Origin of the sequence: Agreia sp. Leaf283, from assembly GCF_001422485.1 — a bacterium.
In the GTDB taxonomy this organism is placed as follows: domain Bacteria; phylum Actinomycetota; class Actinomycetes; order Actinomycetales; family Microbacteriaceae; genus Agreia.
Genome location: NZ_LMNF01000004.1, coordinates 245,502 through 264,706, shown reverse-complemented (window position 1 = coordinate 264,706; position 19,205 = coordinate 245,502). Strand labels below are relative to the sequence as shown.

Sequence of the window (19,205 nt, the reverse complement as noted above, 5' to 3'; positions counted from 1 at the left end):
TAGAAAGAACCCGATGAACATATCCCTCCTCCGGCGCCTGCCGGCGGCCCTCACCATCACCGCGCTCAGCCTGGCGGCGCTGAGCGCCTGCGCGACCACCCCGGCGAGCAGCGCATCCACAACCGACGCCGCCGACACGGCCATCACCGTGGAGAACTGCGGCTCGCAGGTCACCCTCGATGCGCCGGCGAAGCGCATCGTGCTCGTGAACAACGACTCCCTGCCCAACCTCGAGGCGCTCGATGCCGTCGACCGCGTGGTGGCGGTGACCTCCGCTCCCCAGGAGGGTCTGTACAAGGACTCCACCTACTCCACCCTCGGTTCGCTGAGCCTGCTGTCGACCGAGAAGAACTCGACGGGCGGCTCGATCGTGTCGCAGGAGAGCATCCTCGGGGCGCAGCCCGACCTCGTGATCGCGCCCGAGAACGCGGTCGACCGGGAGGCCCTCGCTGCCAGCGGCATCGCCGTCTACTCGCCCAGCGCCTACTGCGCGAACCCCGACCCCGAGCTGAGCGAACCCGCCACCTTCGACCGCGTCTGGAGCGAGGTGCGCACCCTCGGAACCCTTCTGGGCGAACAGGACCTCGCCGAAAAGGTCATTGCAACGGGCTCGGCGGGTCTCAGCTCCACGGCACCGGATGCCGGAACCGCCGCCGCCCTCTACGTCTCCTCCGGGGGCAGCGTGCTCTCGCCCTACGGCGGCCCGAGCATGGTCACTCCCGTCTTCGCCGCGGCGGGACTCGAGAACGTCTACGCCGACTCTGACGAGCGGGTCTTCGACGCCAATGTGGAGGACATCATCTCGCGCGACCCGGGCACCATCGTGCTGCTCTACTCCAGCGGCGACCCGCAGAGCGTCATAGACAGCTTCCTGAGCGCGCCCGGGGTCTCCGCCCTGACCGCTGTCGAGAAGGGCAGGGTCGTGGCACTTCAGTTCGCCTACACGGATCCGCCCAGCATGCTCTCGATCGCGGGTCCCGTTGAGCTGAGCGGGCTTCTCGCCACGCTGCCGTGATCGAAGCGTGCGACGTGACCGTGCGCGCGGGTGAACGGGTGCTGCTCGACCGGGTGTCCTTCCGCGCGCAGACGGGGGAGGTGACCGGCATCGTCGGTCCGAACGGAAGCGGCAAGACCACCCTGCTTCGTGCACTGGTCCGTGCAGCGCCGCTGTCGGCCGGGCGGATCGCGCTCGACGGGCACGATCTCCGCATCCGGCCCCGGCGCTGGATAGCGCGCCGTGTGGCGGAGGTGGGTCAACGCAGCCAGCCGGATCCTTCCCTGCGCATCGTCGACGAGGTCTCGCTCGGCGGGCTCGCCGAGCATGGCGTGCTGCGCTCGGGCGGAGCCGGCTTCGACCAGCGCGTGGCCGACGCGCTCGATGCGGTCGAACTGTCGCATCGAGCGTTCGACCGGCTGTCGACGCTGTCGGGCGGCGAGCTGCAGCGCGTCGCCCTGGCACGCGCACTGGCTCAGGGCGCGAGCCATGTTCTGCTCGACGAGCCGACCAATCACCTCGACATCAGGCACCGGCTCGAGATCATGTCGCTGCTTCGGCTGATCGCTCCGACGGTCGTGATCGTGCTGCACGACCTCGAACTCGCCGCGCAGGTCTGCGATCACGTGGTCGTTCTGCAGCGCGGACGTGTGGCCGGTTCCGGCTCGCCGGCCGAGTTGTTCCAACCCCATCTCCTCGACCGGGTGTACGACGTGGCGACGCACGTGCATCCCTCACCGGATGGGCGCACACGCCTCTCGTTCTCCCTTCCCTCGCCAAACACCCCTTCCTCTCCGACAACAAAGGATCACCCATGACAGAATCCAGCCGCCTCGACACCGCCCGCAGCCTCGCCGCGCGGTGGGATGCCCAGCAGACCGGCTACATCCGGCACCGGGCCGAACGCTTCGACACCATCGCCCGCGTCGTCGCCGCCGTCTGCGCCGACGTCGATGAACCCCGCATCCTCGACCTGGCGGGCGGAACCGGGTCGCTCGCCCTCCAGGTGCTCGGTCACGTTCCGGGCGCCCGGGCGGTCATCGCCGACAAGGATCCCGCCCTCCTGGCGATCGCGGCCGATCTGGCTGAAGACGACCCTCGGCTGGAGACGGCCGAGGTCGACCTCGCGCGCATGGACTGGGCCGAGCATCCGGCCATCGCAGCCGCGCCGTTCGACGCGATCGTGTCGTCGACGGCGTTGCACTGGCTCCAGCCGGGCACTCTCGTCGATGTGTACCGTGCCCTCCCGGGCCTGCTTCGACCCGGCGGGATCGTGCTGAACGGAGACCATCTCTCGTACAGCTCCGAGCACGAGGGCACCCTCGCCCGCATCGCGCTGGCAGACGACGCGGCCATGCAGGCACAGACGTTCGCCGGCGAGACGGACACCTGGGACGAGTGGTGGCAGGCCGTCGCCGACGTTCCCTACTACGCGGAGGCGTTGCACCGACGAGCAGAGGTCTGGGGCTCGGAGCTGCACGAGGCTCCGCCGAAGGTCACGCTCGGCTTCCACCTCGAGAGCCTCCGCAGCGCAGGCTTCGTCGAGACCGGAACGGTGTGGCAGTACCTCGACGACCACGTGGTCTACGGGGTGGCCGCGACACACTGACCGACCAAAAGCTCCGAGCTAACGGAGCTCGACGAGACGGTTTCCGGTCTCGATCATCTCGATCACGTGATCGACCAATGGTTCGAACCATTCGATGAGTGCGCGGCGGCGCGTGTTGCCTACGCGGATCCACACGATCACCGGCGCTTGCACACCGAGCGAGATCATGATCGAGAAGTCTTCGTCTTTCGTCATGAGCACCGCTCCGTGCTCTAGTGCATAGCGCAGCAACTCTTGGTCGGTTGCATCTGCAGGCCCGATATCGGTCACATGCTCCGCAACGTGACCGCGAGCGGACAGCATGCGCGCGAGTGCGGGTGGCAATTGGGCGTCGACAAGAAAGCGCACGGGCTATGAAGCGAGCACGATCGCGTGATCGGCCTGCGCAGCCGCATACTCGAGGCACGCTCTGATGTCATCGGCCGTCAGGTACGGGTAGTCGTCGAGGATCTCTGCCTCGGAGGCCCCAGCGGCCAGAAGAGAAAGCACGTCGGCCACGCGAACCCGGGTGCCCCGAATGGCGGGTCGTCCATGAACAACCTCAGGGTTGACCACAATGCGATCCAGGCGCGACATCTTCCAAGAGTACCGGCGTGCTGCAACATTGGGGAGATCGTGCATGCACTCCTCCGCTACCAGAAGCTGCGCGGCGCGCAAGGCCCCCGCCCCAAGAGGGCCTCCGATCTACGGTGGGTCGTATGACGGAACGCGACCAGTACACCTTCACGAACCCGGTCACCCAGTACGACCGGGTCGAACCGCCCGTCCAGCACCAGCCCGAGCCGGGGGTGCAGGCGCAGATGACGCCGGTTCCCGACCTCGGCGAGAAAAGCTATCGCGGCACCGGGCGGCTCACCGGCCGCAAGGCGCTGATCACCGGAGGAGACTCCGGCATCGGCGGCGCCGTGGCGATCGCCTTCGCCCGCGAGGGAGCCGACGTGGTCATCGTGCACCTCGCCGCCGAGAAGGAGGACGCCGACCGCATCGTCGGCCTGGTCGAGGAGGCCGGCACGAAGGGCCACGCGATCGCCGCCGACATCAGCGAGGCCGCAACATGCCGCGCCATCGTCGACGAGGCCGTGGACGTGCTCGGCGGACTCGACATCCTCGTCAACAACGCGGGCAAGCAGGTCTCGGTCGACCGGCTCGAAGACCTGAGCGACGAGCAGTTCGAGCAGACGTTCCGCACGAACGTGTTCGCGAACTTCTGGCTCACCAAGGCCGCCCTCCCCCACCTGCCCGAGGGCGCCACCATCATCAACACCGCCTCGCTCGAGGCTTACAAGCCCGCCCCCGACCGCCTCGATTACGCGTCGACCAAGGCCGCGATCAACAACTTCTCGAAGGGTCTGGCGCAGCAGCTCGCGCCCCGCGGCATCCGCGTGAACATCGTCGCGCCCGGCCCCACCTGGACGGCACTGCAGGTGTCGGGCGGCGTCTCCGACGAGCAGATGAAGGCCTTCGACGACGAGAGCACCTACCAGCGCTCCGGCCAGCCGGCCGAGCTGGCGCCCGCCTACGTGTTCCTCGCCTCCGCCGAGTCGAGCTACGTCTCGGGCGAGACGCTCAACGTCAACGGGGGCATGGTCACACCGTGACCGCCGCCGACGGAACCGTCTTCTTCCTCCCCGGCCTCGGATTCGACGCGGCAGCCGCCGCTCCGATCGCCGACGCCCTCGACAGCCTCGCGAGCGGCCGCCTGCGCGTGGTCGGCATCGACCTGCCCGGGCACGGTGGGTCACCGGATGCGCCGAACGGCTCGGTCTCGGCCCTCGCCGACCGCGCGCTCCAGGTCATCGAGGCCGAGGCCGACGGCGGCCCGTTCGTGATCGCGGCCCACAGCATGGGCGGCAAGGTGGCGGCCGTCGTGACCCATCGCATCCTGAGCGGCGACGCGAACGTGTTCGGCCTTGCCGGGCTCGTGCTGCTCGCGCCGTCGCCGCCGACGCCCGAGCCCATGGCCGACGACAAACGCGCCGAGATGCTGGCCTGGGCAGAGAACGGGCTCATCTCCGAGGAGCACGCGGTCGAGTTCGTGGCGCAGAACGCGGCGACTCCGCTCGGCGACGACGACGAGCGCACGGCGATCGCCCAGGTGCGCCTGATGTCGCCGCTCGCGTGGCGTCGCTGGCTCACAGACGGCAGCACGGAAGACGTGTCGGAGGAGCTCGGCTCGATCGACCTGCCCGTCGTCGTTCTAGCCGGCGAAGACGATGACGACCTCGGCGCATCCGCCCAGCCGCGGCTCGTCGCCGAGCTGTACCCGCGGGCGCGCGTCGTCTCGCTCGCCGAGACAGGCCACCTGCTGCCCTACGAGCGCCCCGCCGAGGTGGCCGCCGAGATCGTGCGGCTGTGGGATGCGACGGTGTCGGCGAGCCCGCAGCTCACGCCCGAGTGGGGCCGGCTCGTCGCATCCGATCGCACGGCGCCCGAGGCTCGCGGTTTTCTCGCGCGCAGGCTGATCGCCGACGACCCGGACTACAGGCCGCGCGCACTCTCGGCGGCACAGCTGGCCATGCTTCGCACGCTCGCCGACCGGCTCCTTCCGCAGCCCGGGGATCGCCGCATCGACCTCGCAGCGCGCGTCGACGACGACCTCGCCTCGGGGCGCGGCGACGGGTGGCGCAACGCCGGGCAGCCGGATGACGCATCCGCGTACCGCCTCGGCCTCGACGACCTCGCCGCCCTCTGGTCCGACGACACGGATGAACAGAACGCGGAGGCCGAGCAGGATGCCCTCATCGCTGGCATCGTCTCGGGCGAGCTGAACGATCACGAGGCACTCGGCGGAGACGACTGGAACGGCGCGATGCGCCAGCACTGGTTCGACGACGTGCGCGCCGACCTGACCCGCATCTGGCTGGCGCATCCGGCCTCTCTTGCGCGAGTCGGCTACGACGGCTTCGCCACCAGCGGCACGGCGAGCGGCGATGTCGGCTATGTCGCCACCGCCGCAGGCCAGCGCGACCCCTGGGAGCCGGCCGAACTCGGAAGCGTCGCATCCGACGAAGACGATGACGATGCGTACGACGACGAGCACGACGGCACCGCCGCGAACAACACCCGAACCGTCGAGGAGAACCCCGCGTGGATCTGAGCCGCATGCGCACGTACGACCGTGATGAGATCGTCGACGTCGTCGTCGTGGGAACCGGAGCGGGCGGAGGTCCCCTGCTGGCCCGCCTCGCCGAGCGCGGCCTCAAGGTCGTGGCGCTCGAGGCCGGCCCCAATACCGACCCCGACGGCTTCACCAACGACGAGATCGAGTCGCCGCGCATCAACTGGATGTCGGAACGACTGTCGGGCGGCGACGACCCCACCGCGTTCGGCACGAACAACAGCGGCTTCGGCGTGGGTGGCGGAACGCTGCACTGGGGCGCCTTCACACCGCGCCCCGACGCGCGCGACATGCGGCTGCGCACCGAGACGGGAGTCGGCGAGGACTGGCCGATCGAGCACGACGAACTCACCCGCTACATCGTGGAGGTCGAGCGCACGATCGGCGTCTCCGGGCCGACCCCGTATCCGTGGGACCCGGAGCGCGAGTACCTCGAGCCTCCGGTCGATCGCAACGCCCCCGCCGATCTCATGGCGGCCGGATGCGCCCAGCTCGGCATCCGGGCCACGGATGCGCCGGCGGCCATCCTGAGCCGTGACCGCGACCAGCCGCACTTCGGCGACCGGCGTGCGAGCCAGAACCTGGGCAGCATCCACCAGGGCGAGCGCTACGGAACGAAGGCCACCACCGCGAACACGTACCTGCCCGCGGCGGTCGCCTCCGGCGCGGAGATCCGCCCCGAATCGATGGTGCACGGCATCGAGCTCGACTCGCTCGGACGCGTCTCTGCCGTGGTCTACCGACACGACGGCGTGGAGTATCGCCAGCGCTGCGCGGCGCTGGTGCTCGCGGGCGGCGGCGTCGAGACGCCTCGCCTGCTGCTGAACACCGGGCTCGCGAACTCGTCCGGCCAGGTCGGCCGCAACTTCCTCGCCCACGGCGGCGTGCAGGTGTGGGGCCGCTTCGACGAGCAGATCCGCGGCTACCGCGGCTACCCGTCGTCGCTGATCAGCGAGGACTTCGTGCGCCCCGACGATGTCGACTTCGCCGGCGGCTACCTCATGCAGAGCCTCGGCGTGATGCCGCTCAACTACGCGAACACCCTCGTGCGCGGCGCCGGCCTCTGGGGAGCCGACCTGATGCAGGCGATGGATGCGTGGCGCTACTCGGCCGGGATCGGCATCAACGGCGAGTGCCTCCCGGCAGAGAACAACCGGCTCGTGCTCACCGACGAACGGGATGAATGGGGCGTGCCGCGCGCGCTCGTCACCTTCACGGCGGGGCAGAACGAGCAGGCCATCGAAGACCACGCGCTGTCGACGATGACGCAGATCCTCGAGGCGGCGGGAGCGCAGGAGACGCGGGTGCTCGCCCGCACCGCGCACACCCTCGGCACGTGCCGCATGAGTGCCGACCCCTCTGCGGGCGTGGTCGATGCCGACGGCCGCAGCCACGACATCCCGAACCTGTGGATCTCGGACAACTCGACATTTCCGAGCGCGCTCAGCGCGAACCCGTGCCTGGCGCAGTTGGCGCTGTCGCTGCGCACGGCCGACCGCATGCTGGCCTGACGCTTCGACCACGACGAGGAGCCTTGCTAGGCTGACTGCAATTACGTGACACGGGGTGCCCCTTCGGGGCTGAGATCACACCCGTCGAACCTGATCTAGTTCGTACTAGCGAAGGGATGTCGCGCTTATGCGCACGTCAGAACCATTCATCGACTCCACCATCGATGCCCTGAACCGGGTGAGGCAGACCAGCCCGCTCGTGCAGTGCATCACCAACAGCGTGGTCGTGAACTTCACAGCCAACGCGCTCCTCGCGATCGGGGCAGCGCCCGCGATGGTCGACATCGTCGGCGAGGCCGGGCCGTTCGCGACCATCGCCTCGGGGCTGCTGATCAACCTCGGCACGCCCACGCCCGAGCAGAGGGCCGCGATGATCGAGGCTCAGGCGGGGGCCGCGGCCGGGGCGACGCCCTGGGTGCTCGACCCTGTCGCGATCGGCTCCCTGCCCGTGCGCACGCCCCTCGCTCACCGGCTGCGCGAGCTGCGCCCGTCGGTCGTGCGCGGCAACGCCTCCGAGATCATCGCGCTCTCGGGCACCGGCGCGGGCGGACGCGGGGTCGACGCCCTCGACTCCGTCGAGACCGCGCTGCCCGCCGCGCGCTCGCTCGCCGAGTCGACCGGCGGAATCGTCGCCGTGTCCGGCGCCGTCGATCTGCTGACCGACGGCATCCGGGTGGTGCGCATCGCCACCGGCGACCCGATGCTGACCCGCATCACCGGCGGCGGATGCGCATTGGGCGCCGTGATGGCCGCGTTCCTGGCGGCCGACGACGACCATCTGGCCGCCACGGTCGCCGCCGTCACGGTGTACACGATCGCCGCTGAGCTGGCCGCGGCGCAGTCCGCCGGCCCCGGAACCTTCGGCGTCGCCTTCCTCGACGCGCTCGCCGCGATCGACGACGAGCACATCGCGGCGCGAGCGAGGATCTCGTGAGCCCCGACCTGTCGATCTACCTCGTGACCGACACCGCCATCGCCGCCGCGGCCGGGCATCCGATTCTCTCGGTCGTGCGCGAGGCCGTCGCCGGCGGGGTGAGCGTCGTGCAGCTGCGCGAGAAGCACGGCACCGCTCGCGAGTTCCTCGACCTGGTCTGCATGGTCGCCGACGCGGTGCCCGAGACGGTGACCGTGATCGTCAACGACAGGGTGGATGTCTTTCTCGCCGCCCGCAGGCTCGGCGCGCGGGTGGGCGGCGTGCATCTCGGACAGTCCGATCTGCCGCCCGCGCTGGCGCGAGACCTCATCGGTCCCGATGCGGTGCTCGGACTCAGCGCGTCGACGCCCGCGCAGCTGCGCGAGGCGGAGGCCGACAGCGCGGCCATCGACTACGTCGGAATCGGGGCGCTGCACGCGACGACCACGAAGACCGACGCGCCCCGGCCTCTGGGACTCGACGCCTTTGCGAAGCTGGCCGCATCCACTCGCCTGCCCGCCGTGGCGATCGGCGGCATCGGCCGCACGGACGTCGCGTCCCTGCGACGCGCTGGGGCGGCGGGAGCGGCCGTCGTCTCCGCGATCTGCTCGGCTGTCAGCCCCCGCGATGCTGCTCGGGAACTCGTGACCGAATGGCGGAACGCCTGATGCGCGGAGCGGCGAATACGCAGGCCGTCCGCGTCGTTCCTCGGGTGCTGAGCATCGCGGGAACCGACCCCACCGGAGGTGCCGGAATCCAGGCCGACCTGAAGAGCATCGGGGCGAACGGCGGCTACGGCATGGCGGTCGTCACGGCCCTCGTCGCGCAGAATACGCGCGGAGTGCGCTCCGTTCACGTTCCTCCGGTGGCGTTTCTTCGCGAGCAACTCGATGCGGTCAGTGACGACGTCGAGATCGACGCGGTGAAGATCGGGATGCTCGCCGACGTCGACGTGATCGGGACCGTGCGCGAGTGGCTGGTTCGGGTGGCGCCGCCGATCGTCGTGCTCGACCCTGTGATGGTGGCGACCAGCGGCGACGGGCTGCTGCGCGCCGACGCGGAGGGAGCGCTACGCGACTTGGCACGCCTCGCTCACCTGGTCACTCCCAACATGCCCGAGCTGGCGATCCTCGCCGACGAACCGCCGGCCACGAGTTGGGAGGAGACTCTCGCCCAGGCCGCGAGGGTGTCAAGGCGACTCGGCGTGATGGTGCTCGCCAAAGGCGGGCACCTCGATCACGGCACGTCGCCCGACGCACTGGTCGATGCCCGCGGCGGCGAGGTGCTCACCACCCTGTTCGATGCTCCCCGCATCGCGACCACGAACACCCACGGAACCGGGTGCTCCCTCTCGTCCGCCCTCGCGACGAGGCTCGTGACGTCGCCCGATGCCGCGCATGCGGTCGGCGAGGCGAAGCGGTGGCTGAGCGAGAGCATCCGGGGCGGCGCCGACCTCGAGGTCGGCCGCGGCAACGGTCCGATCAGCCATTTCGCCGGAATGTGGCAGCGGGCCGGGCTCGACACCCGTCCCACTGCGGGCGAGATCCGGGCGGAATGGTGGGAGGGCATCCGGCCAGTGCGTGAGCGGATCGACGCCCTGCCGTTCGTGGTCGGTCTCGGAGATGGAACGCTCGATGACCGGACATTCCGCGCCTACCTCGCCCAGGACGCGCTCTACCTGCGCGACTTCGCTCGAGCCCTGGCGACCGCGAGCGCGCAGGCGCCGACCCTCGCCGAACAGGCGTTCTGGGCGGCGGCCGCGGAGGGGTCGATCACTGCAGAACTCGAGCTGCATGACTCGTGGCTCTCAGGCGCAGCGGGTGCAGACGCAGCGCGTGCCGGCATCCGGCCCGACCATACGACCACGGCCTATCTGAACCACCTGCACGCCCGCTGCGCCGGCGGTGACTACCCCACTCTCATCGCCGCCCTGCTGCCGTGCTTCTGGCTCTATCACGACATCGGAACGCGCCTGCTGTCGCGGTCGCACGACGCGCATCCGTATCGATCGTGGATAGAGACCTACGCCGATGAGGGCATCGCGGTATCGACCGAGGCGGCCGTGGGCTTCGTGATGGATGCGGCCGCTCGCTTCGACGAGGCGACTCGCGACACGATGCGCGAGGCGTTCATGCGGTCGGCCGAGCATGAGCTCGCCTTCTTTGCCGCGCCGTTCAACAGGATGGATTGACGACACTCCGGTCGCTGAACCGTGACACGCCGACGAGACCTCGAATCGTCCTGTAATACCTGAATCCGACAGACAGCGCGCGCGGATCAGAGCATCTCGAGTGGCACGGGTTCGCTCGGGGCAGGGAACGCGGCGTCGAGGCGGGCGAGGACTTCATTGGAGAGTGCGAGTTCGCGAGCAGCCGCGTTCTCGCGCACGTGAGCGGCAGTCGACGCCTTCGGAATGGAGAGAACGCTCCCGCTGCGCATCGTCCACGCGAGCGCGACCTGCGTGGGCGTCGCTCCGAGGTCGCGGGCGACGTCAGCGAGCGCCGAGTTGCCCAGCAACCGCCCCTGCTCGACCGGCGAGTATGCCATCACGGGCATACCTTTCGCCGAGGCGAACGGCAGCAGGTCGAATTCGGGGCCGCGGCGGGTGAGGTTGTAGAGCACCTGGTCTGTCTGGCAGCCGTCAGGCAGCTCGGCGAGTTCGTCGGCGTCGAGGTTGCTCACGCCCCAGGAACGGATGGAGCCGTCGGCGACGAGCTCCTCGAACGCATCGACCGTCTCGTCGAGCGGATGCCGACCACGCCAGTGCAGCAGGTAGAGGTCGAGGCGGTCGGTGCCGAGGCGGCGCAGGCTCGCCCGACAGGCCTCCACCGTGCCCGCGCGCGAAGCGTTCGAGGGCAGCACCTTGCTCACGAGGAAGACCTCGTCGCGCCGACCCGCGATCGCCTCGCCGACGAGCTCTTCGCTGCGCCCGCCGCCGTACATCTCGGCCGTATCGATCACGGTGAGGCCGAGATCGATGCCGGTGCGCAGCGCGTCGATCTCGGAGTCGCGCGCCGCAGGCGAGTCGCCCATGTTCCACGTGCCCTGGCCGAGAGGGGGAACCTGTGTGCCGTCAGGAAAGGTGATCATGCTCTCTACCCTGCCACTGTCGCGGGATGCGACCACGAAGCACCCGAATCAGGTACGTGACGCAGATCCACAGAAATGCGACGCTGATCACGAGCAGCACGCTCAGTATGATCCAGGACAGCCACAGCGGCGTGTTGCGTGACCCCACGGTGTCGAGCAGAGGCTCACCCCACCGGTCGACCATGGTCCAGATGATCGCGGCGGCCACCGCAGCGAGCGCGATGGCGCCGACCGCCATGCGCGCGACGCTCGCCGGAGACCACGTCTCCGGCGACTGACGACGGCTACCCATCGCGATCCTCCTTCGTGGCTCCTGTCCACTGTCTCACCTGAAGTGGACAAGACGAGAGGGAGATGGACATAATGAACGTGTTCAGCGAACGTGTTCATTGGAGGACCGACCGTGCCCAGCCGAAGCGAGCTCAGGGACTCCACGCATAGGAGGGTTCTCACGGCGGCCGACCACCTCTTCCGGCAACGCGGCTTCGATGCGACCACCATCCGCGACATCGCCGAGGCGAGCGGCGTGAGCGTGGGCTCGGTTATGGCCTCCGGCGACAAGAACGCCCTCCTGGTGCAGGTCTTCGACTCGCTCATCGAGGCCGGCCACGCGCGAGCGGCCGCCGAAGCCGGCCCGGCCGCCGCAACCAACCCCGCCGATTCGTGCGCCCGCCGCATCCTGCAGCTCGTGCAGCCGTTCGTGACCCTCTTCGCCGAGCGGCAGGACCTGTCGAGAACGTACGCCGCAATCCAGGTCTCCGGCAGACAGTCGTCACCGCTGTTCACGCAGCTCGCGGCGCTGCTCATCGACGAGATCGCGTCGACCCTCGCACAGCACGGCTGCACGCCGCCCGACGCGATCGACGGCACCGCCCGCGCGATCTACTTCGCCTACATCGGCACGCTGTTCAGCTGGTCGGCTCGCGACACGATCATCGAGGCCGAGCTCCTCGACAGCCTCCACCTCACCTTCGCCTCGATCTGCACCTGCACGGAGCCCTCCTCATGACCCTTCTTCCCAACGAGTGGTGGCCGACAGCGCTTCTCGCCCTGGTTCTCTTCGTCGATGCCGCGATGTCGATCCGGCCTCCGCAGTTCATACGGGACTGCCTCGCCGGCGTGAACTTTCCGCGCGAGTGGTGGTGGACGCTCATCGTCATCAAGACTCTCGCGGTCGTCGGTCTCATCGCCGGCATCTGGATGCCCGGGGTCGCGTTCGCCGCGAACGTCGGCGTGATCGTCTACTTCTGCAGTGCGGCTGCGGCGCACATCAGGGCGCGCAACACCGGTCAGGCGTTCTGGATCAACTGCCTCGGCATGCTCGCGCTCTCTATCGCCGTGCTGGTGCTGTCTCTCACGCTGTAGCGTCGAATGATGACGATAAACGGCTTGTCTGCAGGAACTTCAGGACGCGCGCGAGCCCTCATCGTTCGACCGGCCGACCTCGATGGCCCTGACAACGCGGCAGTCGGTCGCCTCGTCGAGGCATACCTGACGCAGACCGAACTCGAGAAGGCGGCCCATCTCGGCCCGGCAGGCGACGCGAACACTCACGAGCTCCCCGAGCGTTACCGCGACGAGGTCGACGACCCCCGGGGCGCCTATGCCGACTCGCTCGTCTGGGTGGCGGAGTCCGACGGTTCGCTCGTGGGACTCGTGGTCGTGCAGCAGGGCGAGAGCGTTCGCGAGATCAAGAGGCTCTGGGTCGATCCCGGCGCGCGAGGTCTGCGCGTCGGCTCGGCCCTGATGGATGCGGCACTCAGCCGTCGCGATCGTCCCATCCGCCTGACCGTATGGGACTGGCGCGACGGCCCCGTGGGCTTGTACCGCTCACGCGGCTTCGATCTCGTGGAGTCCTGGGACGACCGGCCACGGCTGCTGTGCATGCAACTCGCGCCTCGTCGACCCGCCGATCTCGACGAATGACGGGCGTCCGTTGAACAGATGTCGGAACCTCCGCTCGAGCCTCGATTCGCCCGTTCAGCGGGGTTAGTGTGAGAGCGCTCCCCACCTCGTCGGGGAGCGGAATGCCCACATCTCGTCGTCCCGAGCACGACTTGGTTCGACACGAAATCGGAGGTCAATCATGGCGTTTGTGACAACAGAAGATGGCACGGAGATCTACTACAAGGACTGGGGATCGAAGGACGCCCAGCCCATCGTGTTCCACCACGGCTGGCCGCTGTCGAGCGACGACTGGGACGCGCAGATGCTGTTCTTCCACTCCAAGGGCTTCCGGGTCATCGCGAGCGACCGTCGCGGCCACGGTCGGTCGACCGACATCGGCACCGGGCACGACATGGACCACTACGCCAGCGACGTCTCGGCCGTCGTCGAGCACCTCGACCTGAAGAACGCGATCCACATCGGTCACTCCACCGGTGGCGGACAGGTCGCCCGCTACGTCGCCCAGTACGGGGAGCCGCAGGGCCGCGTCGCCAAGGCCGTGCTCGTCTCATCCGTGCCCCCGCTGATGGTGAAGACCGACGCGAACCCCGAAGGAACGCCCATCGAGGTCTTCGACGGCTTCCGCGAAGCCCTCGCCGCCAACCGGGCCGAGTTCTACGTGGCCGTCGCATCCGGCCCGTTCTACAGCTTCAACCGCGAGGGCGCGAAGGTCTCGCAGCCGGTGATCGACAACTGGTGGCGCCAGGGAATGACCGGCAGCGCGCTGGCACACTACGAGGGAATCAAGGCCTTCTCCGAGACCGACCAGACCGAGGACCTCAAGGCGATCAGCGTTCCGGTTCTCGTGACGCAGGGCGACGACGACCAGGTCGTTCCCTACAAGGACGCGTCGCTGAAGCAGCACGAGCTGCTGCAGAACTCCACGCTCAAGATCTACGAGGGGTACCCGCACGGCATGCTGACGACGCACGCCGACGTGATCAACCCCGACCTGCTGGCGTTCATCCAGCAGTAGCTCGACCCGAGCGCACTCGCTCTCGAGCGAGTGTCGCCCATGGCGACGGATGTTACCGGTCGCCCGGCAACATCCGTCGCGTTCGGCAACATTCACGCGTCATCGGCCAACTCATCGACGCCGGAGATGACGTCGAGCATCGCGGCCGCCAGCCTCTCGGGCGCCTCCTGCGCCACGAGGTGACCCACTCCCTCGATGTGAACCGCGGTGAACTCATCGCCGCTCACGGCTCGGAACGAGTTCGCGGTGAAGGGGGCGTTCGGCCCGTCGACCGCGAGCACCGGCACGGAGATCGAATGGTCCCGCGCAAGTGCGGCGGTGGCGCCCTCGTCTGTGAAGATCGCCCTGTAGAGACTCTCTGTGCCGCGCCACCCGTTCACCCGAGAGTATGTGCGCACGAACTCGTCGAGGTCTGCCTCGGTGACCGCGCCCTCGGTGCCGCTCATCAGCGGATACGCCCACTCGGCGAGGAGGGTGCGTTCGCGGCCCGGCAGCAGCAGGCTCGGAATTCCGGGGGCGCCCAGGAACCCCACGTGCCACGACCCGAAGCCGTTCACGTCGGCGAGCTGCTCGAGCCCGAAGCCCACCAGACTCGACTCGGTCGCCGTGAAGCTGAGGAGGTCGTCGGGGTGGGTCGCGGCGAAGCGGAAGGCGACCCCGCCGCTGATGTCCTGGCAGAGCAGGTGCACCGGGCCGACGCCGAGGTGGTCGACGAGGTGGTGCAGATCGTCTGCGGCGACCCGCGGCTCCCATGCCTCGGCTGTGGTCGCGGAATCTCCGAAGCCCCGAAGGTCGAGCGCGTAGACGCGGTGCGTTCGGGCGAGCAGGGGAATGAGCTTGCGAAACGCCCACCAGGTCTCGGGCCATCCGTGCACCAGCACGATGGGCGATCCCGTCTCGCCGGCGGAGACGTAGTGCAGCCGCGTGTCGTTCACATCGACCAGGTGGTGAGTGACCTCGGCGATGGTTGCGCCCAGTGGGGTGATGACGGTCATGATTGCTCCTCAAATAGACAACAAGGTTGTCTAATCACAGTAGACAACCGGGTTGTCCAGGTCAATACTCGTCGTACACTGTGGCCATGTCCAGAAGAGGTGCCGATCTCGCGCTGCTGCTGCTCGCCGGCTTCCGCAGCATGGCCGACCGCGGCTCGGAAGAGCTGTCGAAGCTCGGATACGACGACGTGCGGCCGGTGCATGACTTCGCGCTCCACTCGATCCTCGCCGGGGCCGACAGCGCCTCCGAGCTCGGGCGGGCGATGTCGATCACCAAGCAGGCGGCCGCCAAGACGATCACGCTGCTCGAGGGCCGCGGCTTCGTGGCACGGGAGCCGGACCCCTCCGACAAGCGCCGCATGCAACTGCGGGTCACCGAGCGCGGACTGACGATGATGCGCGAGGGCGAGGCGATCTTCGACCGGCTCCGCACCGAGTGGGAGAGCCAGGTCGGCGCAGACGCGGTGGCCGCGCTCGAGCAGACCCTGCAGAGCTATGTGGGAGCCGACGTCATCCGCATCGACACCCCGGGGTGGGATGCGCGGGATCCCGAGGCCTGAGGTTCGCGGGCGCACCTTCGTCGACTCCTTCTCAGTCACCGCGTTTCGCGGGGAGCGACCGCTCGGTCCTCATCCGGATCGAGGTCGAGCTGAAACCAGGCGACGTCGTGCCAGCCGTCGAACTTCCACCCGATGTTCCTGTAGATTCCCACGGGCTCGAACCCGAACTTCTCGTGCAATCGCGCACTTGCCGGATTCGGCTGCGTCACGCCGGCGATCGCGCGCCGGAAACCTCGCCGTGCGAGCCGGGCGAGCAGTTCCTCGTACAGCGCGCTGCCGGCACCCGCACCGCGACGTTCGACGTCGAGATACACGCTCACCTCGCAGCTCCATTTATACGCCGCTCGCGGATTGAAGGTGCCGGCGTAGGCGTAGCCGATCACCGCGTCGTCCTCCTCGAGGACCAACCACTCGTGGCGCTCCTGCGCCTTGGCGATCCTTCGCATCATCTCGTCGACCGACGGAGGGTCGGTCTCGAACGTGATTGCCGTTGTCCTCACATAGTGCGCGTAGATGGATGCGCAGGCGGCGGCATCCGCTGCGGCCGCCGCCCGAATTCGATGTTGTCTGGTCATGCACATATAGTAAACACGAATGGTTCTTATAGTGCCGAGGAGATGTCGTGCCGCACGATCTGAATGAGGCCCTTGCCCGCACCGTGCACTCCGCCAGAGTCGAGCAGGGCATGTCGATCACAGCCCTCGCCGAACTCTCCGGGGTCTCTCGCACGATGATCAATCGGATCGAACGGAGCGAGGTGCAGCCAACGGCCGCCCTTCTCGCCCGCCTCTCGGCCGGGCTCGGCCTCACCCTGTCCCAGCTCATCGTGAGAGCAGAAGACCCGGGCTCCCGGCTGAGGCGAGCGGAGGATCAGCAGGTCTGGACCGATCCCGACACGGGCTACGTGCGCCGAGCTCTCTCGCCGGCGATGGCCGCGTCGCTCGAGCTCGTCGACGTGACCCTCCCCCCGGGTGCCACGGTTCACTACCCGGCAGACGCGTTCCGGTTCATCGACCAGCAGATCTGGGTGATCGACGGCACGCTCGACTTCACCGAGGGCGACGCGCTTCATCGCCTCTACGCGGGGGACTGCCTACAGCTCGGCGAACCTGCCGAGTGCGTATTCGCCAACGCCGGCCCGCGCGACTGCCGCTACCTGGTGGCGCTGAGCAAGACATCACGCGCGAAGACCTGACGGTCAGCGTTCCAACCTGCGGGCGAACGCCGGAACCCGCTCGGGTCGCGGCCCGATGCCGATGAACCGCGCGGCGACGCCGCAAAGCGCGGGCACGGTTCGCACGAGCGTCAGAAGGGCACGCGGCGGCCGGGTGGCACGCGCGTCGAGCGCCGGATCGATGAGTCGCCGGTGCAGCACCCGCTGCAGGCCCTGGATGAGCACGGTCGGCAGGAGGCGACGTCGTCGAACCCGTGACAGCACCCGGGAGCCGCCGTCTGCGAACTCGCCCCGCAGCAGCGGTGACGCGATGATGCGGGCGGTCGCAACGGCATCCTGCACGGCGAGATTGATACCCACACCGCCGACCGGCGACATGGCGTGGGCCGCGTCTCCGATGCAGAGCAGGCCGGGCCTGTGCCACTTCGTGAGCCGATCGAGCTTGACGTCGAGATGCTTGACGTCGTCCATCGAGTCGAGGTTGTGCACGTCTGGCTCGAGCTCGGGCACGAGGGATGCGACGTCGGCCCTGAGCGCGTCGACGCCCCGGGCCCGCAGCTGGCGATCGGTGCCCTTCGGTCCGAGGGAGGCGATCTGCAGGTAGCCCTGCCGAGGAATGCAGATCATCACATGACCGCCGCCCAGCAGCGGTATCAGCTGCTCGCCCACGAACCTCGTCGTCGTCACGCGGAACCACCACGCATCGAAGTCGACCGCGAACCTCTTCACCGGGAGTTTCGCCGCCGCGCGCACGGTCGAGGATCGTCCATCGCAGGCCACCACGAGGTCGGCCCTGATCTCTCCGGCCCCGTCGGGTGATTCGTATCTCACGCCGACGGCCCGGCCACCCTCACGGATGACCCCGGTCACCTCGTGCCGCATCCTCAGGGTGAACGCGGGTTCGGCCCGACCGGCATCGGCGAGCAGATCCAGCAGGTCCCACTGCGGAACCATGGCGATGTAGGGGTGCGCAACTGTCAGTCGACCGAAGTCGGCCATGATCACCTCCGAACCATCGCCGGCCGGCAGCGAGACCGTTCTGATCTTCGAGTGCGGCAGGGCGTCGAAGCGGTCGAACAGACCGAGGTCATCGAGCATCGTGAGCGTGCTGGGGTGCACGGTGTCTCCGCGGAAGTCGCGCAGGAAGTCGGCGTGCTTCTCGAGCACCGTTGTGCGAACGCCGGCGCGGGCGAGGAGTAAGCCGAGAAAGAGCCCGGCCGGCCCGCCGCCCGCGATGACGACGCTCGCATCCGATTGCCCGGTCATGACCATCACGCTAGGCAGCGCGGGGTCGATCGTGCAAGGGCGCTCACGCGTTGGGCAGCACGATCACCTTTCCGCGCAGGGTGCCGTCGGCTGCCTGCTGGTGGATGTCGGCGAGCTCGGCGAGCGGCACCCTTCGGGCGATCTCGACGCGCAGAACGCCCTCGTCGACCAGCGAGACGATGCGGGCCAGCCGCTCGGCGTCGCTGCGTACATACATAACGACCGACCGCACGCCGCGGCTCTCGTCGCTCGGTGCCGGCATCCACGCGGTCGTGCTCACGACCACGCCGCCGTCGCGCACGAGACCGACGAGTGCCGTGAACTCCTCGGGATCGATGGGCGCCAGGTTCAACAGCACGTCGACCGGTTCGGTGACCGCATCGAGCACACTCTCCCGTGTGTGGTCGATGACGACGTCGGCGCCCGCCGCGCGCACGCTCTTATGGCTGCGCTCACTGGCCGTGGCGATCACGTGCGCGCCGGCGTGCTTGGCGAGTCCGATCGCGAATCCGCCGACCGCGCCCCCGGCGCCCACGATCAGCACCGTCTGGCCCTCGGCCAGCGACGCCTCGTCGAAGAGCGCCTGCCAGGCGGTGAGGGCGACCGAGGGGATGGCCGCGGCATCGGCGAGGGGAATGCTCAAGGGCGCCGCGGCCAGCACGTTCGCCGGCGCGATGACGAACTCGGCAGCCGCCCCGGGGGCGGTCATGGGCAGAAAGCCGATGACGCGGTCGCCGACCGTGAAGCCCGAGACGTCGTCGCCGAGGGCGTCGATCGTGCCCGACACGTCGTAGCCGGGGGTGTGCGGCAGCGTTACCGGAATCGGGAGGATGCCCGCGCGGATTCCGTTGTCGGCAGGGCTGAACGCCGAGGCCTCGACCCTGATTCGCACCTCGCCGCTCCCGGGAGTCGGGGTCTCCACGTCGTCTAGCTGCAGAACACTCGGTTCGCCCGTGACGTGGAATCGCACTGCCTTCATGATGTCTCCTTGATCTGTTTTGCTTCGAAGTCGAAGCATTTGCGATCACCGTAACACTGCTTCGAAGTCGAAG

23 protein-coding genes and 1 riboswitch are annotated in these 19,205 nt (G+C 68.6%); of the genes, 15 read left to right on the top strand and 8 right to left on the bottom strand.

Annotated elements, in window-relative coordinates; translation table 11 throughout:
* Positions 1-13: 13 nt before the first annotated feature.
* Genes ASF51_RS17395 through ASF51_RS17385 form a run of 3 tightly spaced genes read left to right on the top strand, consistent with a single transcriptional unit; the run spans position 14 to position 2,603 of the window.
* Positions 14-1,015 (top strand): ABC transporter substrate-binding protein, encoded by a 1,002-nt coding sequence (locus ASF51_RS17395; RefSeq protein WP_055932943.1) that lies wholly within the window; start codon positions 14-16, stop codon positions 1,013-1,015.
* The gene (locus ASF51_RS17390; protein ID WP_082480543.1) at positions 1,012-1,812 is read left to right on the top strand and encodes an ABC transporter ATP-binding protein; all 801 of its coding nucleotides are present in this window, start codon (positions 1,012-1,014) and stop codon (positions 1,810-1,812) included. The genes ASF51_RS17395 and ASF51_RS17390 overlap by 4 nt, the downstream gene beginning before the upstream one ends.
* Positions 1,809-2,603: a trans-aconitate 2-methyltransferase gene (locus ASF51_RS17385; protein WP_055932940.1), complete on the top strand. Its 795-nt coding sequence runs from the start codon at positions 1,809-1,811 to the stop codon at positions 2,601-2,603. The genes ASF51_RS17390 and ASF51_RS17385 overlap by 4 nt, the downstream gene beginning before the upstream one ends.
* Positions 2,604-2,621: 18 nt before the next feature.
* Here ASF51_RS17385 and ASF51_RS17380 read toward each other — a convergent pair whose 3' ends face one another.
* Positions 2,622-2,951, bottom strand: coding sequence for a DUF5615 family PIN-like protein (locus ASF51_RS17380; RefSeq protein ID WP_055932937.1), 330 nt, complete (start codon positions 2,949-2,951; stop codon positions 2,622-2,624).
* Positions 2,952-2,954: 3 nt separating this feature from the next.
* A complete protein-coding gene (locus ASF51_RS17375; protein WP_235497303.1) occupies positions 2,955-3,224 on the bottom strand; it encodes a DUF433 domain-containing protein in 270 nt (89 codons plus the stop codon).
* Between the two features lie 77 nt (positions 3,225-3,301).
* On the opposite strand from ASF51_RS17375, the gene ASF51_RS19470 reads away from it, so the two are divergent.
* From ASF51_RS19470 to ASF51_RS17345, 6 genes are all read left to right on the top strand, one after another.
* Positions 3,302-4,201 carry an SDR family oxidoreductase gene (locus ASF51_RS19470; protein ID WP_055932931.1) on the top strand — a complete coding sequence of 300 codons (900 nt, stop codon included), beginning with the start codon at positions 3,302-3,304 and terminating at the stop codon, positions 4,199-4,201.
* Positions 4,198-5,700, top strand: a complete 1,503-nt coding sequence (locus ASF51_RS17365; protein ID WP_082480542.1) for an alpha/beta hydrolase — start codon at positions 4,198-4,200, stop codon at positions 5,698-5,700. The genes ASF51_RS19470 and ASF51_RS17365 overlap by 4 nt, the downstream gene beginning before the upstream one ends.
* On the top strand, positions 5,691-7,232 hold the full coding sequence (locus tag ASF51_RS17360) for a GMC family oxidoreductase (RefSeq protein ID WP_235497302.1): 1,542 nt from the start codon (positions 5,691-5,693) through the stop codon (positions 7,230-7,232). The genes ASF51_RS17365 and ASF51_RS17360 overlap by 10 nt, the downstream gene beginning before the upstream one ends.
* A 41-nt stretch (positions 7,233-7,273) precedes the next feature.
* Positions 7,274-7,366, top strand: a riboswitch (TPP riboswitch).
* Complete coding sequence (thiM, locus tag ASF51_RS17355; RefSeq protein WP_055932928.1) at positions 7,360-8,166, top strand: hydroxyethylthiazole kinase; 807 nt, start codon at positions 7,360-7,362, stop codon at positions 8,164-8,166. (Overlaps the previous riboswitch by 7 nt.)
* Positions 8,163-8,813 (top strand): thiamine phosphate synthase, encoded by a 651-nt coding sequence (gene thiE / locus ASF51_RS17350; protein ID WP_055932925.1) that lies wholly within the window; start codon positions 8,163-8,165, stop codon positions 8,811-8,813. Before thiM ends, thiE begins: the two co-directional genes overlap by 4 nt.
* Complete coding sequence (locus ASF51_RS17345; RefSeq protein ID WP_082480541.1) at positions 8,798-10,336, top strand: bifunctional hydroxymethylpyrimidine kinase/phosphomethylpyrimidine kinase; 1,539 nt, start codon at positions 8,798-8,800, stop codon at positions 10,334-10,336. Before thiE ends, ASF51_RS17345 begins: the two co-directional genes overlap by 16 nt.
* Positions 10,337-10,422: 86 nt before the next feature.
* On the opposite strand, the gene ASF51_RS17340 is transcribed toward ASF51_RS17345, so the two are convergent.
* Positions 10,423-11,235, bottom strand: coding sequence for an aldo/keto reductase (locus ASF51_RS17340; RefSeq protein ID WP_055932919.1), 813 nt, complete (start codon positions 11,233-11,235; stop codon positions 10,423-10,425).
* Entirely contained in the window at positions 11,219-11,527 is a 309-nt protein-coding gene (locus tag ASF51_RS17335; protein ID WP_055932916.1) for a hypothetical protein, read from the bottom strand. The genes ASF51_RS17340 and ASF51_RS17335 overlap by 17 nt, the downstream gene beginning before the upstream one ends.
* A 111-nt stretch (positions 11,528-11,638) precedes the next feature.
* Here ASF51_RS17335 and ASF51_RS17330 point away from each other — a divergent pair, with 111 nt between their 5' ends.
* The 4 genes from ASF51_RS17330 to ASF51_RS17315 all read left to right on the top strand — a co-directional run bounded on the left by ASF51_RS17330 (position 11,639) and on the right by ASF51_RS17315 (position 14,158).
* The gene (locus tag ASF51_RS17330) at positions 11,639-12,244 is read left to right on the top strand and encodes a TetR/AcrR family transcriptional regulator (RefSeq protein WP_162236974.1); all 606 of its coding nucleotides are present in this window, start codon (positions 11,639-11,641) and stop codon (positions 12,242-12,244) included.
* On the top strand, positions 12,241-12,600 hold the full coding sequence (locus tag ASF51_RS17325) for a DoxX family protein (protein WP_055932910.1): 360 nt from the start codon (positions 12,241-12,243) through the stop codon (positions 12,598-12,600). The genes ASF51_RS17330 and ASF51_RS17325 overlap by 4 nt, the downstream gene beginning before the upstream one ends.
* Before the next feature lie 24 nt (positions 12,601-12,624).
* Complete coding sequence (locus ASF51_RS17320) at positions 12,625-13,161, top strand: GNAT family N-acetyltransferase (protein ID WP_200926158.1); 537 nt, start codon at positions 12,625-12,627, stop codon at positions 13,159-13,161.
* Between the two features lie 160 nt (positions 13,162-13,321).
* Positions 13,322-14,158, top strand: coding sequence for an alpha/beta fold hydrolase (locus tag ASF51_RS17315; protein ID WP_055932905.1), 837 nt, complete (start codon positions 13,322-13,324; stop codon positions 14,156-14,158).
* A gap of 92 nt (positions 14,159-14,250) precedes the next feature.
* On the opposite strand, the gene ASF51_RS17310 is transcribed toward ASF51_RS17315, so the two are convergent.
* Positions 14,251-15,153: an alpha/beta fold hydrolase gene (locus ASF51_RS17310; RefSeq protein WP_055932902.1), complete on the bottom strand. Its 903-nt coding sequence runs from the start codon at positions 15,151-15,153 to the stop codon at positions 14,251-14,253.
* A gap of 86 nt (positions 15,154-15,239) precedes the next feature.
* Here ASF51_RS17310 and ASF51_RS17305 point away from each other — a divergent pair, with 86 nt between their 5' ends.
* The gene (locus ASF51_RS17305; protein WP_055932900.1) at positions 15,240-15,713 is read left to right on the top strand and encodes a MarR family winged helix-turn-helix transcriptional regulator; all 474 of its coding nucleotides are present in this window, start codon (positions 15,240-15,242) and stop codon (positions 15,711-15,713) included.
* A 35-nt stretch (positions 15,714-15,748) separates the two neighbouring features.
* Here ASF51_RS17305 and ASF51_RS17300 read toward each other — a convergent pair whose 3' ends face one another.
* Positions 15,749-16,288 (bottom strand): GNAT family N-acetyltransferase, encoded by a 540-nt coding sequence (locus tag ASF51_RS17300; RefSeq protein ID WP_200926157.1) that lies wholly within the window; start codon positions 16,286-16,288, stop codon positions 15,749-15,751.
* A 47-nt stretch (positions 16,289-16,335) separates the two neighbouring features.
* Here ASF51_RS17300 and ASF51_RS17295 point away from each other — a divergent pair, with 47 nt between their 5' ends.
* Positions 16,336-16,908, top strand: coding sequence for an XRE family transcriptional regulator (locus ASF51_RS17295; protein ID WP_055932895.1), 573 nt, complete (start codon positions 16,336-16,338; stop codon positions 16,906-16,908).
* 3 nt (positions 16,909-16,911) lie between these two features.
* Here ASF51_RS17295 and ASF51_RS17290 read toward each other — a convergent pair whose 3' ends face one another.
* Positions 16,912-18,153, bottom strand: a complete 1,242-nt coding sequence (locus tag ASF51_RS17290; protein WP_055933593.1) for an FAD-dependent oxidoreductase — start codon at positions 18,151-18,153, stop codon at positions 16,912-16,914.
* Positions 18,154-18,196: 43 nt separating this feature from the next.
* Positions 18,197-19,132 carry an NADP-dependent oxidoreductase gene (locus tag ASF51_RS17285; RefSeq protein WP_055932892.1) on the bottom strand — a complete coding sequence of 312 codons (936 nt, stop codon included), beginning with the start codon at positions 19,130-19,132 and terminating at the stop codon, positions 18,197-18,199.
* Positions 19,133-19,205 lie beyond the last annotated feature (73 nt).